The organism is Bradyrhizobium sp. HKCCYLS1011, from assembly GCF_051167795.1.
In the GTDB taxonomy this organism is placed as follows: Bacteria; Pseudomonadota; Alphaproteobacteria; order Rhizobiales; family Xanthobacteraceae; genus Bradyrhizobium.
In genome coordinates, this window is record NZ_JBNPTT010000003.1 from 48,357 (window position 1) to 62,053 (window position 13,697).

Annotated in this window: 11 protein-coding genes; 6 read left to right on the forward strand and 5 right to left on the reverse strand. The window is 57.8% G+C overall.

Annotation, left to right across the window (positions count from 1 at the left end):
- Nucleotides 1–58: 58 nt before the first annotated feature.
- From ACQR1W_RS09145 to ACQR1W_RS09155, 3 genes are all read right to left on the reverse strand, one after another.
- Nucleotides 59–1,198: a hypothetical protein gene (locus ACQR1W_RS09145; RefSeq protein ID WP_434850500.1), complete on the reverse strand. Its 1,140-nt coding sequence runs from the start codon at nucleotides 1,196–1,198 to the stop codon at nucleotides 59–61.
- Nucleotides 1,164–2,825 carry an MBOAT family O-acyltransferase gene (locus ACQR1W_RS09150; RefSeq protein WP_434850501.1) on the reverse strand — a complete coding sequence of 554 codons (1,662 nt, stop codon included), beginning with the start codon at nucleotides 2,823–2,825 and terminating at the stop codon, nucleotides 1,164–1,166. Before ACQR1W_RS09150 ends, ACQR1W_RS09145 begins: the two co-directional genes overlap by 35 nt.
- Nucleotides 2,826–2,950: 125 nt before the next feature.
- Nucleotides 2,951–3,931 (reverse strand): glycosyltransferase, encoded by a 981-nt coding sequence (locus ACQR1W_RS09155; protein ID WP_434850502.1) that lies wholly within the window; start codon nucleotides 3,929–3,931, stop codon nucleotides 2,951–2,953.
- Nucleotides 3,932–4,297: 366 nt separating this feature from the next.
- Between ACQR1W_RS09155 and ACQR1W_RS09160 the strand changes: the two genes are divergently transcribed.
- From ACQR1W_RS09160 to ACQR1W_RS09180, 5 genes are all read left to right on the forward strand, one after another.
- On the forward strand, nucleotides 4,298–5,359 hold the full coding sequence (locus tag ACQR1W_RS09160) for an acyltransferase family protein (RefSeq protein ID WP_434850503.1): 1,062 nt from the start codon (nucleotides 4,298–4,300) through the stop codon (nucleotides 5,357–5,359).
- Nucleotides 5,360–5,610: 251 nt separating this feature from the next.
- The gene (locus tag ACQR1W_RS09165) at nucleotides 5,611–6,726 is read left to right on the forward strand and encodes a glycosyltransferase family 4 protein (RefSeq protein ID WP_434850504.1); all 1,116 of its coding nucleotides are present in this window, start codon (nucleotides 5,611–5,613) and stop codon (nucleotides 6,724–6,726) included.
- Between the two features lie 16 nt (nucleotides 6,727–6,742).
- Nucleotides 6,743–8,023: a glycosyltransferase family 61 protein gene (locus ACQR1W_RS09170; RefSeq protein WP_434850505.1), complete on the forward strand. Its 1,281-nt coding sequence runs from the start codon at nucleotides 6,743–6,745 to the stop codon at nucleotides 8,021–8,023.
- A gap of 57 nt (nucleotides 8,024–8,080) precedes the next feature.
- On the forward strand, nucleotides 8,081–8,584 hold the full coding sequence (locus ACQR1W_RS09175; RefSeq protein WP_434850506.1) for a serine O-acetyltransferase: 504 nt from the start codon (nucleotides 8,081–8,083) through the stop codon (nucleotides 8,582–8,584).
- Between the two features lie 201 nt (nucleotides 8,585–8,785).
- Nucleotides 8,786–9,913, forward strand: a complete 1,128-nt coding sequence (locus ACQR1W_RS09180; RefSeq protein WP_434850507.1) for a glycosyltransferase — start codon at nucleotides 8,786–8,788, stop codon at nucleotides 9,911–9,913.
- A gap of 22 nt (nucleotides 9,914–9,935) precedes the next feature.
- On the opposite strand, the gene ACQR1W_RS09185 is transcribed toward ACQR1W_RS09180, so the two are convergent.
- Both ACQR1W_RS09185 and ACQR1W_RS09190 read right to left on the reverse strand, forming a co-directional pair.
- Nucleotides 9,936–10,916: an NAD-dependent epimerase/dehydratase family protein gene (locus tag ACQR1W_RS09185; protein WP_434850508.1), complete on the reverse strand. Its 981-nt coding sequence runs from the start codon at nucleotides 10,914–10,916 to the stop codon at nucleotides 9,936–9,938.
- Nucleotides 10,913–11,968: a Gfo/Idh/MocA family protein gene (locus ACQR1W_RS09190; RefSeq protein ID WP_434850509.1), complete on the reverse strand. Its 1,056-nt coding sequence runs from the start codon at nucleotides 11,966–11,968 to the stop codon at nucleotides 10,913–10,915. Before ACQR1W_RS09190 ends, ACQR1W_RS09185 begins: the two co-directional genes overlap by 4 nt.
- 478 nt (nucleotides 11,969–12,446) lie before the next feature.
- Here ACQR1W_RS09190 and ACQR1W_RS09195 point away from each other — a divergent pair, with 478 nt between their 5' ends.
- A complete protein-coding gene (locus tag ACQR1W_RS09195) occupies nucleotides 12,447–13,697 on the forward strand; it encodes a glycosyltransferase family 2 protein (RefSeq protein WP_434850510.1) in 1,251 nt (416 codons plus the stop codon).

Sequence of the window (13,697 nt, forward strand, 5' to 3'; positions counted from 1 at the left end):
CTGTCCGAGCAGCTACAGGGACCTGTTCCCAGCGCGAATGCGCCGTTCCCCAGCGTTGCTACCGGGCGGCTTCGAGAATGACCTTTTCCAGCTCTTTGGCGAGCCTATCGTCGACTTCGTCCGTGAAATGGCTGTCCGGCAGATAGCCGCGCGGATCGTCCGGAGAAGCGACGGTGTGCGAACTCACATAGGGAATATTATCTTCTTTGAGAACCGGCTCGAGCGCCCGGTACAGATTGTCGGAATACCCGAAATTGTTGACGACGAAGACGACCGGAACGATACCGTCCCGGCGCGCCTGTTTCGCGAAGTCGCGGATGATGGCTCGCGCTACCTGGATCTGCTCACTCTCGGCTCGGAAACCTGACCCATCGAGAATACCTTTGCGGATGGCCCTCATATAACGCTGCGCGTAGGCACGACGAATCAGACGGAACAGAGACGAATGATCGAAGATGTTCGCGCGCATGATGAAGGAATTGTACATCGTGTCATGCTGGACAAATTCGCTGCGAACCTTGGACCATTCTGCCGGATCATCGAATGCGGCCACGTATCCTTCGAACGATGTGAACGGCGGATGCACGACCTCCAACTGGCCATTCCTGACGTAGAACCGATCCATCGTATAGGGCATCGGAAGATCGAACGACCATGTTGCGGCGGATAGCGTCGTGATCATCGGAAGCGAGTACGACATGATCGCGAGAACGACCGCACGGCTCTTGCCGCCGCCACGGTCACGAAGAAATGCTCCGTATGACCAATTGGTCGGAGCTCCCGGTGCGCCAACGATCCGCGGCGTCAGACGCAACGACGTCCGTTCTAGAGCATGCCCCAACCGCACGGCATGCGACATGCCATAGATTGTCACGATCGAGTTCGATGATTTTTCCGGAAATTCCGTGATCTCAAGCGTATCGTACCACCCTGGCAACGTAATCGGAGCAGTTTGCGATCTGTCCGGCCGCGTCATGCGGGCAAGCTGCCCTTCCGTCGAACGCCCATATTCGAAGTACAGCCGCAGCTGGGAGGGATTGGTGACCTTAGGGTCGCTTGGGTAGGCCAGAACGACATTGATCGCGATGTCAATGAGGACAAGGCCGATCACGATCCAGGCGGCAGTATGGGCTGCCGCTCCGACCGCCCTGAACTTTGCCTTCTCAGAACTGGAAATAGATGAATTGAGCTGGTTCATTGCTCATGCCCATAAGGGTGATGGCGATCATCGCGGCAATCAGGAAGCCTCGGATCGGCACTGGAAACCGCTGATAAAAGCAAGGATCTGACTTCCAGTACTGCACGATTTCCATCGCGACCAGAAGAGCCATACCGAACAATGCAGACAGCCGCGGCGCTCGGCCTCCGTAGTCCAGATCCCCAAAGTCGGATATCAGCAACGACGTGAAGTTGACTATCTGTGCAAAGGAGTGCGCTCGGAATAGCAGCCATCCATAGCAGACGACGATCAGAAAGCCTGCGCTCGCCAGCAGGCGGCGAGCGATGTGTCCCGAGGAGAGCCCTAGCTCACTCCCGACCACAGGCGCGGGCTTTCCTCGATATTCGCTCCATATCCGATAAACGCAAAGAGCTGCGCCCTGATAGAATCCCCACAGTACGAAATTCCAAGACGCACCATGCCATAAGCCGCCCAGCATCATCGTGATCATCAGGTTGCGGCAAATGAAGGCGAGACCGCCCTGGTTTCCACCGAGCGGAACGTAGAGATAGTCGCGTAACCAGGTCGATAGGCTGATGTGCCAGCGGCGCCAGAAGTCCTGCGGATTCGTCGCGAAATAGGGCTGGTTGAAATTGACGATCATGTTGATGCCCAACATCTTCGAGATGCCGCGCGCGATATCGGTGTAGCCCGAGAAGTCGCAATAGATCTGGACGGCAAACAAGGCGCTTGCCGCAACGACATCGATCCACGTGACCCTCCCGCTGCTGCCGAAGATGTGGTCGACCACCGGAGACACACCATCTGCAATGGCAACTTTCTTGAAGAAGCCCAGGACGATAAGATAGAGCCCTCGGGAGGTCTGCTCGATGGTGAGGGTCCGCGGCCGGGCAAGCTGCGGGATGATATGCCTACCACGTTCGATCGGGCCCGCCTGGAGTTGCGGAAAGTAGGCAACGAAAAGCGCGAAGTCGGAGAAGCGATCCGTCGGTTTGAACTGGCGTCTATAGATATCGATCGTATAGCTCAGAGACTGGAACGTGTAGAACGAGATGCCGACCGGCAACACTATGTTGAGATGAAGCGGACTGCTCTCGATTCCGACCCCAGCCAACGCAGCTGACAGGCTATCGACGAAAAAGTTGAAATACTTGAAGACAGCCAGCAGCCCCAACTGAGTAATAAGACTGACATGAAGACACCTGAAGCGTCTGCGCCCTTCATCCTTCATCCGGCTTAAGGTCGAGAACACGGCAGAGATCAACACTACGAAAGCGACGCTTCCCGCGAGTGACAATGCGAGCATGCGGATGTTCAAAAGCCTGCCAAGATCCGGATAGCCGGATCCAAGTGCGGGAAGGCCGGTCCAATCAAGACCGAGAAAGATGACCGCCGAGAGGACGAAGAACGCTGCCGGCATCAACCACTGCCGAAGCTGCAGCCGTCCGTTCTCGATCATCAATCCAACCCAGAAATCGATCGTCGTCGAGAGGGCAACCAGAAAAAGAAAACGAGCGTCCCACCATCCGTAGAAAATGTAGCTCACGACGAGGAGCATGTAGTTCTGCAGGCGGAAGGACAGCCCCAGATACAGACAGTAGACGAGGAGAAAGAATACGACGAATTCCGGCGAGTTAAAAAGCATTCGCTACCCGATCCAAAAAACCGAGATCTGCACATTTTTATAAGCCGGTGTGGTGCTCACATCCGTTCTCCTTACCGGCAAAATCATAATAGAGTTCCTGCCAGACTTTCGACGACCGGAGACTATTAAGTCTTATATTCGATTAGCTGCGCGGCCTGTCCCCGGAGCAAGCGCCAGTAGAAACGGACGATTCCGCGGGTCTGGGCGAACTTGCCTGCGACCATGAGGAATGCATAGCCCCATCTGCTCGGCTGAGCCGTTTTGCGGCGGAGCGCGATCAGACACATCTGTAGCGGATAGATCAGGATTGCACAGAGAACGATCGGATAAACAAGGCTTCCGAGCAGAATCAATAGCGGCAAGACGGTGCTCCAGAACAGCGCGCTCGGCACCGATCGAGCCCATATGCGAAACGGCGAACGCCGGTGCAAGCGCGAGACTTCCGCGAACCCATAGCCGCTCCTAACGGAGCGGAGCCACCATTGTCCGAACCTCGTCATGGCGGCATCATGCAGCGTCATCTCAGCGTCGATCCGCCAGATCTTCCATCCGCGCTCGCGCAGCCGAATACAAAGTTCCGGCTCCTCTCCGGCCATAACACCCGGATGGAAACCACCTGCCTCTTCAAATGCCTTCACGCGGATGAGAGAGTCTCCACCGCAAGCGCCTATCTCGCCGATCGGCGTGTCCCACTCGAGGTCGCACAACCTGTTGTAGAACGAAACCTCGGGATGCCGCTCCCGGCGACGGCCACAGACGATCGCGACATTCTCGCGCGCTCGGATGGTGTCAACCGCGCTCTCCATCCAACCGGGCATAAGAAGGCAGTCACCATCGACGAACTGGACGAAGCGAAGTTGGGGGAGCAGGGACTTAAGCTCGGCGAACCCTTCATTGCGGGCCCGCGCCGCCGTAAATGGGCGCTTGCGATCGAGTTCTACGACTATGGCGCCAAGCTGCTTCGCGGCGACGACGCTTTGATCCGTTGATCCAGAATCGACGTATACGATGTGGTCGGCGGCCGCTTTGACCGACTCGAGGCAGTCGACCAGCCGCTGGCCCTCGTTGCGGCCAATCACCACTACACCGACATCATCAAATTTCATAAGTCATACAGAATTCTTGAACCGGCGGTCAGCCATCCTCCTGCTCGATAGCACGGACGAAGCTCCGGACAAAACCCTCGCCGACCAAATTAACACGCTGACCACCAACCCAGTCCAGGCAACCATACGAAATAAGGTTACTCGCCAGTACGAGCTCGGGGACTCTTAATCAGACACAATTAAGGATATACCCTATTGCAAAGCGGACGGCTTGTCCGAATATTGAAGAAGCCGATTTTTCATCGATCTTGCGAGCCTCCACGACAACGTTAAAAACCATTTCCTGCGCGACCCGGGATCGGCTCGGCCTTTGCATTTTCGATGATCGAGATAAATCAGGCCCGCGCCGCCCAGGAGTTGAGGCACGTGCATCCAAATCGACCGAAACAGCCGACCCACTACTATTATGCCATCGACATCATTCGGTTTCTGTCCGCGCTCTCGGTCGTTGGCTTTCACTACGCATACGTTAATCAGGTCGCCGATTTCCAGCTGGTATGGCCCTTGACATGGTTCGGCTGGGTCGGGGTCGAGGTCTTTTTCGTCATTTCCGGCTTCGTGATCGCCAATTCGGCCAACGGCTCGAGCCCGCTCCAATTCCTCAAAGGCCGTGCGCTGCGATTGCTCCCGGCGCCGTGGCTGTGCGCGACCATCACGTTTGCTCTTCTGGCCCCGAACGCAGAGATCCTTCCGTATCTCAGGTCCCTGGTCCTGCTGCCGAAAGGCCCCTGGATCTCTCCGGTATATTGGACGCTTGCCGTCGAGATCGTGTTCTATGCGGTGATCTTCATCGTGTTGTCCATCAACCGGTTTCAGTACATCAATCGGCTGGCACTTCTGCTCACGATGGGGAGCGGAATATACATGGTCGCCGCCGGGTTCCAGGACTGGTACATCAGTGATCATATGAACGTGCTGCTCTTACGGCACGGCTGCTTCTTCGCGACGGGCATTTGGCTGTGGCTGTCGACCACGCGGCAATTGGCGACCTGGGAGTATCTGACCGCCCTGACAGCAATCGCGGCGTGCATCACCGAGATCTGCCTTCGGGGAGCGGAATTCCTGCCTCGACAGGTGCTGACCTACTACTGGATTGCGGCGCCCGTCGCGACCTGGCTGGTCGCCGTCCTATGTATTGCAATCACCGGGCGCGCGCCCCTTTCGATCCCGCCGCGCGTGGCGACCGTCGTCCGCCATCTCGGTCTCATTACCTACCCGCTGTACTTGGTTCACGACGAGATTGGACGTCGGGCAATCCAAGCCCTGACGATGATCGGGATCGACAAGTGGCTATCCCTTACCCTTGCTCTGCTGATGGTCATCGTGCTCAGTTGGCTGGTTAGCGCCTATTGGGAACCCGCTGTCCGAAGGGCCTTCTATAGCGCTTCAGAATGGCTGATGACCCGCCGCGCAGCTCCTGCCCCTTAACGCTTTTGTGTCACTTCATGATAAATATTAGCGTATTTGACATTCACTTTTCGATTTTGATCGAAAAACCTATGACATTCCTTCGGTGAAAGACTACGGATAAACTACAGTGGAATAATATTGATCCGGTTGAGAGAAAACTCATCCAGCACAGAAGAAGGTCGACGGAGGCATAGTGCTGCGCTGTCATCTCAGGCGCTGAATGGGTTCGAGAACGACGTCTCAATGATTAAACCTCAACATTCGCGTCCATGAAAATTCTGTTCGCCTTGCCCGGCCTGCACCGTTACGACCGCGGGGCCGAAATAGCATTCATTTCCGTGGCATCGGAGCTGGCAAAGGGCGGCGACACCGTCACGCTGATCGGCTCTGGACAGGAAAAACCCGACGTCCAGTACCGATTTCTGCGCGCGGCGAGCGTGTCGCGCAAGAAGCTTGAGCGACTTCCAAAGATGCCCATGCTGAGAAACGAGTTTGCCTACGAGGAGCTGAGCTTCGTGCCTGCCCTGCTGGCTGCCTATCGGCCGGCAGACTATGACGTGACGGTTACCTGCAGCTACCCTTTCACCAACTGGGCCTTGCGACGCCCCGTCTGGTCGGGTTCCCGCCCGCCCCACGTATTCGTAACGCAGAACGGGGACTGGCCGGCCTACTCCAACGACGCCGAATTCCGGTTCTTTGGATGCGAAGGCCTCATTTGCATCAATCCCGATTTCTATGATCGGAACAAGGATCGTTGGCAATGTCGACTGATCCCCAACGGTGTTGACTGCAGCCGTTTCATGCCGGGGCCTGCTCAACGTGAGCAGTTTGGGCTGCCCGCCAATCGACCGATCATCCTGATGGTCAGTGCCTTGAGCCCTTCCAAGCGCGTCGAGGTCGGCATCGATGCGGTCAGCCGTATCCCGGATGCTCACCTGGTCGTGGCAGGCGACGGTCCCCTCAGACAGGCTGTGGACGAGCTCGCTGCCCGCCAACTGCCCGGGCGCTTTACACGCCTGACGCTCACTCCGCAGCAAATGCCGGCGCTTTACCGAGCAGCCAACGTCGCTCTACACCTTTCGATGGATGAGTCTTTTGGCAACGTGTTCGTGGAAGCCTTAGCCTGCGGGCTGCCGGTCGTTGGGCATGATTCTCCCCGGTCGCGGTGGATCGTTGGCGATCGGGAGTACCTAGTCGACACGAATGATCCGGCCAACATCGCCCGCAGCCTTGAGCTTGCGCTCGCCGCGCCTCCGGTTGAACAACAGGCCCGCGTTGAGCGAGCTGCACAATTCTCATGGGCTGCGATAGGCAGGCAGTATCGGGATTTTCTGGCTGAAATCGTTGAGCGGTCGCGATCGTCATCGAACTCTGGCGTCAATTGAGGGAAGGAAATCGTTCATGGCGACCCTTTTCTGGTTTGACATCTACCAGCCAAAAAACTGGTTGAAACGTCGGTTGCGGCCCTCCTGGAAGGCGCTCCAAAGATGGCGCCGTCAGATCAAGCTGTTGCGATCTCGAATGCTGGCGAAAATCTTGCCATCGGCCGCTATCGACAACGATTGCTTATATCCGCCATCTTCGGTCTGTGAGGCAACGCCGGATTGGGTCTCGACATCAGGCCGTGCATTGGGGGCTAAAATCAGCCGGGTAGACCCTGCCTGCACGGTGCCGATGCCTCTGCCGATGACTGTGCACCGTCAGATGCGCCGTCAATTCCTGATGGATCAATCTTACGACTATCCCGAGACCTTCGTCGCGTCGGTGCCAAGAGGACGGGCCACTAACCGTGGTCTCGTCATCGCGCCGGACGGCCAGTTTCTGAAAGACGTCTCGACCTACTTTCACGATCCTAAATTGACGACGGAGGCAGCGCTCAATTCGGATTGGGACCTCGAACCGTTGACGGAGATTGACGCAAGTGTAGCCGTGCTGGCGACGGACGGCGCCAGTCTTTATTACCACTGGCTGTTTCAGCTGCTGCCGCGCTATGAACTGATGAGGCTGGCTGGAATCGACCTGAGCAGGGTCGACTATTTCTTGGTCAACAGCCAGCGTGCCCGCTTTCAGCGTGAGACCTTGGCTACGCTCGGGATCGAACCATCCAGAATCATCGACGGAGACAAGACGCGGTATCTGCGCGCGCGCGAGTTGATCGTTCCATCTGTCCCATTAGGTGGCGGCTGTTTCAGGCCATGGATGGTCGATTTTCTCCGACGCAACTTTCTGCTACAGGATCGGCGCAATATGCCGTCGCCCGGGCGTCGACTCTACATCAGCCGGGGCCTTGCCGGCTATCGTCGTGTCCTGAATGAAGACATCGTGATTGAGACGCTGAAAGAGCGCGGCTTCGAGGTCGCTGCCATGGAAACGATGTCGGTGCCGGAACAGGCGGCTGTAATGGCATCCTGCGAGGTGGTCGTTGCTCCACATGGCGGAGGGATGAGCAACGTCATCTTCTGCTCGCCCGGAACGAAGATCATCGAAATCTATTCGCCCGAACTGGTCGCGACGTATTTTTGGAAGCTCAGCAACCAGCTGGGCTTGCAGTATTACTACATGCTGGGCAGGGGACATCCCGCGACCCTAGGCACGGATTATCCTCAATCATGGGATGCGAGCGCTGATATCGAAGTTGATATTGAGATCCTTGAACAGACTTTGACGCGGGCCGGAATTTGACCGATGTCCAGCCCGCAGGCATCGATCAACGGAAAGTCATACAGCAGCAGCAGACGAATGACGCAGGATCCCGATTTCGCAGCCGACCTGTCGCGTTACCCGTCCCGCCCCTTCCTGCGGGAGCAGTCGATCTGGGCGATCTGGGTCTACCGGTTCGGTCGACGTATCCTGCTGCGAAAGGACGGCCTGGCACGAAGCGTTCTCTTGAAAGTCTATTGGCTGCTTTTTCGGCTGGTGGAAACCATGACCGGCATAAGCCTGCCGGTCGAGGCGCAAATTGGTCCGGGCCTGCGGATCTATCACTTCGGAAATATCTTCATTCATTCTCAGGCCGTCATCGGCCGCAATTGCACCCTTCGCCAAGGCGTCACGATCGGCAACCGGGTCGAGGGCGGTCCAACACCGGTGATCGAAGACGATGTCGACTTCGGGGCCTACGCTCAGGCGCTAGGCGGCATCAGGATCGCCTCCGGCGCCAAGATCGGCGCAATGAGCGTCGTACTGCGCGACGTCCCGGCCGGAGCGACCGCCGTGGGGATACCAGCGCGGGTAATAAGGTAGATTTCAATGGCAGAGCTGCGATACAAGGCCAGACCGGCTGGCGGCACGGAGCTCCGAGCGAAGACCGCGCGGGACGTAATCACCGATGCGGCCGCAACGGGCGACGATCGTCCTCGGGCAAGAGCAGGCCAAATGCGGCTCGGATTTCTGACTGGCCAATATCCGCGAGCAACCGACACGTTTATCCAACGGGAGGTCGCGATGTTGCGCTCTCTCGGATATCACGTGCAGACGTTCTCGATCCGAAAGCCGCCAGCAACCGAAAACGTCAGCGCCGAGGTCGAGGCCATCAGAAGGTCGACGATCTATCTTCTTCCGCCGGCAAACTTGCTTCGAGCCCACCTGACGCAGCTGTTTTCTTCGCCCAAGCGTTACCTGTCGGCGCTTTCGCTTGCCATCAGGACATGCCCACCCGGCTTTCGCGCGCTGTTACGGCAAGCCGCCTATTTTGCCGAAGCGGCGATGCTGGCGCGGCTGATGCGAAAGCACTCGCTTTCCCATCTCCATAACCACTTCTCCGATTCAAGTTGCTCGGTCGCGGCAATCGCCGCGGAGCTCGGAGGTTTCACATTCAGCTTTACAATGCATGGACCCTCCGAATTCCTCGAGCCCAGGCTCTGGTGGATTGACGAGAAAGTCAGACGCGCGCTGTTCGTGAACTGCATCAGCCATTTTTGTCGCAGTCAGGCCATGTTGTTTTCGCCGGTCGACTGTTGGGACAAATTGATGATCGTCCATTGCGGCGTTGAGCCCGATCTGTTCGAGTTGCGTCAACACACCGGGCGAGGCAAAAAGTTGCTGTTCGTCGGACGCCTCGCCGCCGCAAAAGGCTTACCTATCCTGCTCGATGCATTAGCGAAGCTTGACGACGTATCATTGGAGATCGCCGGCGACGGCCCCGACCGGCTCATGCTCATCGAGCAGGCGCGCCGGCTCGGCATCTCGGAGCGCGTTCATTTTCTCGGCTATCAATCACAGGCGCAAGTTCGAGACCTGCTCAAGCAGGCCGATATTTTCGTGCTCACAAGCTTCGCCGAGGGCGTCCCTGTCGTGCTGATGGAGGCGATGGCGGCGGGCGTTCCCGTCATCACGACGCGAATTGCGGGGATCCCAGAACTGGTGGAGGACGGCAAGAGCGGTCTGCTCATCTCGCCGGGTGATGCCGGCGCAACCGCTGCCGCCATTCACCAACTGGTCGAGGATCCGAGCTTGCGGACCCGGCTGGCCACCGCCGGGCGCAGAAAAGTCGAACAGGAATTCGATATTGGCGCGGAAGCGAGACGGTTCGCCGCAATACTTGCCCGCGCGCTCGCAACTGCTGCTCGCTGATGGAGCTTGGATGTCCGCCGGGTCAAGTCACTTGATGCTTGTACGAAGCGGCCAGGCACTCATCGAAGCTAAAGCGGGGTCTCCAGCCCAATTTCGTCCGGATCTTCGAATTGCTGAAACGAAGCGGCTTGAACTGGGACTCGAAGCGGCGCGGCGTCAGCAGGGACGGAAGCTTCCCCTTCTCACCAAATAGTTTTCTGCTGGTAAAGGCGGCCAGCTGCGCCAAGCCAAGTCCAACATGATACGGCAATGGGACAAGCAACCCCGGTTGCCGCGTCCGCCGTGCATACTCTCTGACATACTGCCAGACTCGGACATCATCGCTGTCGACGATATTAAAGGTTTGCCCCGATGCGGTCGGGCTTTCGAGAGCTGTGACCAGACAATCGGCGCAATTGGTCACATGACTCAGCGGCAATCGGGTGAACGGGCCGAACATCAGATAGAGCCGCCCGAACTTGCGCCCCATGGCGGCGATTTCCTCGTGACCGTCGCCCCAAATGAAACCGGGCCTGGCAATCGTGACGTCCCAGGAGTTCGTCTTAGCAAAGCGCTCCACGATGCGCTCCTGCCAGATCTTCGCAATCGTGTATCCGCCCATCGTGTAGGGAGCACACTCGACCGGCGTCTCCTCATCCATGCAGGATTTGGCCCTTGACCAATCATACACGACCAGACTGCTGACATGAACAAGTCGCTTGACGGTCGACTTCGCCATGGCCTCGAGGAAGCGCTCTGTCGCGACGACGGTCGAGGCAAATTGCGCGTCTTCATTGCCGGTCACAGCGGCTGCAAGATGAATCACGGCATCGACGCCGTCGAACGCCGGCGCGAGATCCTTATGAACGCGCAGATCGGCGCGAAACACTTCGACCTGCTCGGGCCAGTCAGGAGCCCGAGCGGCCGGCCGCACCATCGCGCGGACCTGATGCCCGCGCTCGACCAGAGAGTTCACCACCGACTGGCCCAGAAAACCACCTGCTCCGGATACAAGTACTTTCATGGCTTCGCCGTAGCTGAGAGTTGATCGGCAAGCTGCGCGATTTCATCGAGCTCTTGCAACGATATGGGCTGGGGCTGCTTCAATTCGATCGACCGATATGTAGCGGCCAGCATGTCCTTCATCCCGTCATAGCTGCTTTGCCCGGCCAGCTTCCGGACAAAGCCCCCGATGCTGCCGGTCAGCACCTGGCGGGCTTCCGCAATCCCGTCCACGACTGTCATCAGCGCCGGCTCACCCTTGCGCAAGCGCTTGCTTACAACCTTGGGGGGCTCGTAAAGATTTGCTTCGACCCGCATCCGAGTCCCGATCACTCGGATAAGGAATCCGTCCGGCTGGGCATTGCCGCTGAAGCTGACAAAGGCCGTCGTGCGCTCACCCTTGATCAGGCCGCGGAATTCATCGGCCGGCAATGGCGTGCACTTCGTATGCTTCGTCCAGACCGCATTCACAGCCAGCGCCTTGCCGGTGAACATGTAGGCCAAATAGGCGATGTGCGGCAAAAAATCGCCGATCACGCCGCCCGGCAGCGTCATGCCGAAGTGCGGGGCGTTCATGTCCGTGTAGGCGCTATTCGGTCCAGTGATGTTGAGAGACAGGCAGATCTGAACGTCAAGGACGTCTCCCAATTCACCCGTTTCGATCAGCTGAAGAATGCGCCGGACCGACGAATGGAAACGGTTCTGCTGATTTTCCATCAGCATAGTACCCTTGGCGATCGCCTTATCTTTGAGCAGACAAAAATCGGCGTACTGCACCGTCATGGGTTTTTCACAGAAGACGTTCAGCCCCCGCTCCAAACAATCCATGGCGATGGGAAGATGCGACGCCGGCGGCGTGGTGATATGGACGAGGTCCGGCTTCAGTTCATCCAGAAGATCGCGATGGTTCGTATAGAATTTGGGCACCTGAAAACGTTCAGCCATCGCCTCGGCTCGGGCGGACGAGATGTCGCAGACCCCGGAGACTTCAACGTTGTCAAGTTCCGCTAAAGCGGTCAGATGTTCGCGCGCGATGGCGCCGCACCCGATCAACACACCCGAAAGCTTTCTCATTTCATAACCTGTCAGCAATCAGCAGTGGCGAGTCCGGCGCTAGCATTAATATCAACTTTAGCTCTACCATTAATACCGAGATGTTGCAGATTATTGCAGAGCTTCCAATTGGCGCATTGCATTTACCACGGTATCTTGCGCTTGTGTCTAGCAACACTTGAGCTTTTCGGATACGCTCTAGCCGGAATGGGTGGTCTTGGCGAGCCCTTCAAAGTTGCCGGAAAAGTTAACATGATTAAATGGTGAAAACGGAGCGGTGTGACTGAACATACCGCGCTCTTTTTAAGTATGGGGAACGTTGGTCTCCAGGTCCATCTTACGCGTGCCGTTCCCAGCTCGCGGCTATTTAGGGGCGAATTCGCTGGGGATCGACGTGCTGCCTGCAAGAATTCCGACACCGCGCCATGAGCAGTTCTGATAATGGGAACGCCTGCTCAGTTCGCGAGTTTGGCCCGCGGGAACAGAGGAATATAGGGGAATGACGGCTTTCGTCTCCTTGTTGTCGATAGCTGTTGCGGTTCTCCTCGCGCCCTTGGTGGCTGTGTTCGCCGCTGAGATCATTGCGGCGGTAATACTTTCTCGACGCAAGCGTCCCGTCCCCGGCGCACCTACCGGCATCCAGCGTCCCCCGCTCGCCGTCCTCATACCGGCTCACAACGAGAGCTCCGGAATCCGTCCGACAATAGCCGATATTCGCGCCCAGCTCCTCCCACATGACAGACTGCTGGTCGTGGCCGATAATTGCTCGGACGATACCGCGGCGATGGCGCGAGATGCAGGTGCTGAGGTCATCGAGCGGACCGACCTCATACGGCGGGGAAAGGGCTACGCGCTCGACTGGGGCGTACGTCACCTTGGTTCGCGGCCTCCCGCAGTTGTCATCATTGTTGATGCCGACTGTCGCGTCTCAGAGGGCGCAATCGAGGCTCTCGCAAGTGCCTGCGGAAGCAGCAACCGACCGGTCCAGGCGCTTTACCTGATGAGCGCCCCCGTCAACTCCTCGATCAACTATCAGGTCGCGGAATTCTCCTGGCGGGTCAAGAACTGGCTGCGCCCGCTCGGGTTGTTCGTTCTGGACCTGCCCTGCCAGCTGATGGGAAGTGGCATGGCATTCCCCTGGGAGGTCATACGGACAGCAGAGCTTGCAAGTGGGCAGATCGTGGAGGATTTGACCCTCGGTTTGGACCTGACTTTAGCTGGGCATCCTCCGCTGTTCTGCCCGACAGCCCGCATTGGAAGCACATTCCCGACGTCTGCAAAGGGCGCGCAGTCTCAGCGCAAGCGCTGGGAGCATGGCCATCTCGACACGATCATGAGAGCGGCTCCCAAGCTTCTTGCGCGCGCCTGTGTCAAGCGAGACCTCGACCTTATGGCCGTTGCGCTCGACCTGTCCGTCCCGCCTGTGTCTCTGCTCGGGATGCTGGTCCTCGCAGCCTTCGGCCTTTCGCTCCTGGCGTCGCTCATCGGTGGCTCTTCGATTGGTCTTTGGGTGAGCGCCGGAAATCTGCTGGTGTTTGTCTCCGCCATCGGCATCGCCTGGCTCAAATGCGGCATGGATCTTGTTCCCCCTGCCTCGCTGCTGTTGATTCCATTCTATGTCGCCCGAAAATTGAAGCTCTACGCCCAATTCGCTTTCGGTCAGGTGGATTCACAGTGGACAAGAACTGATCGGGCGAAGGATGGATTGAAGATGGACGAGAACCAGAGCGTGAAGGGCCCGATGTCCTGA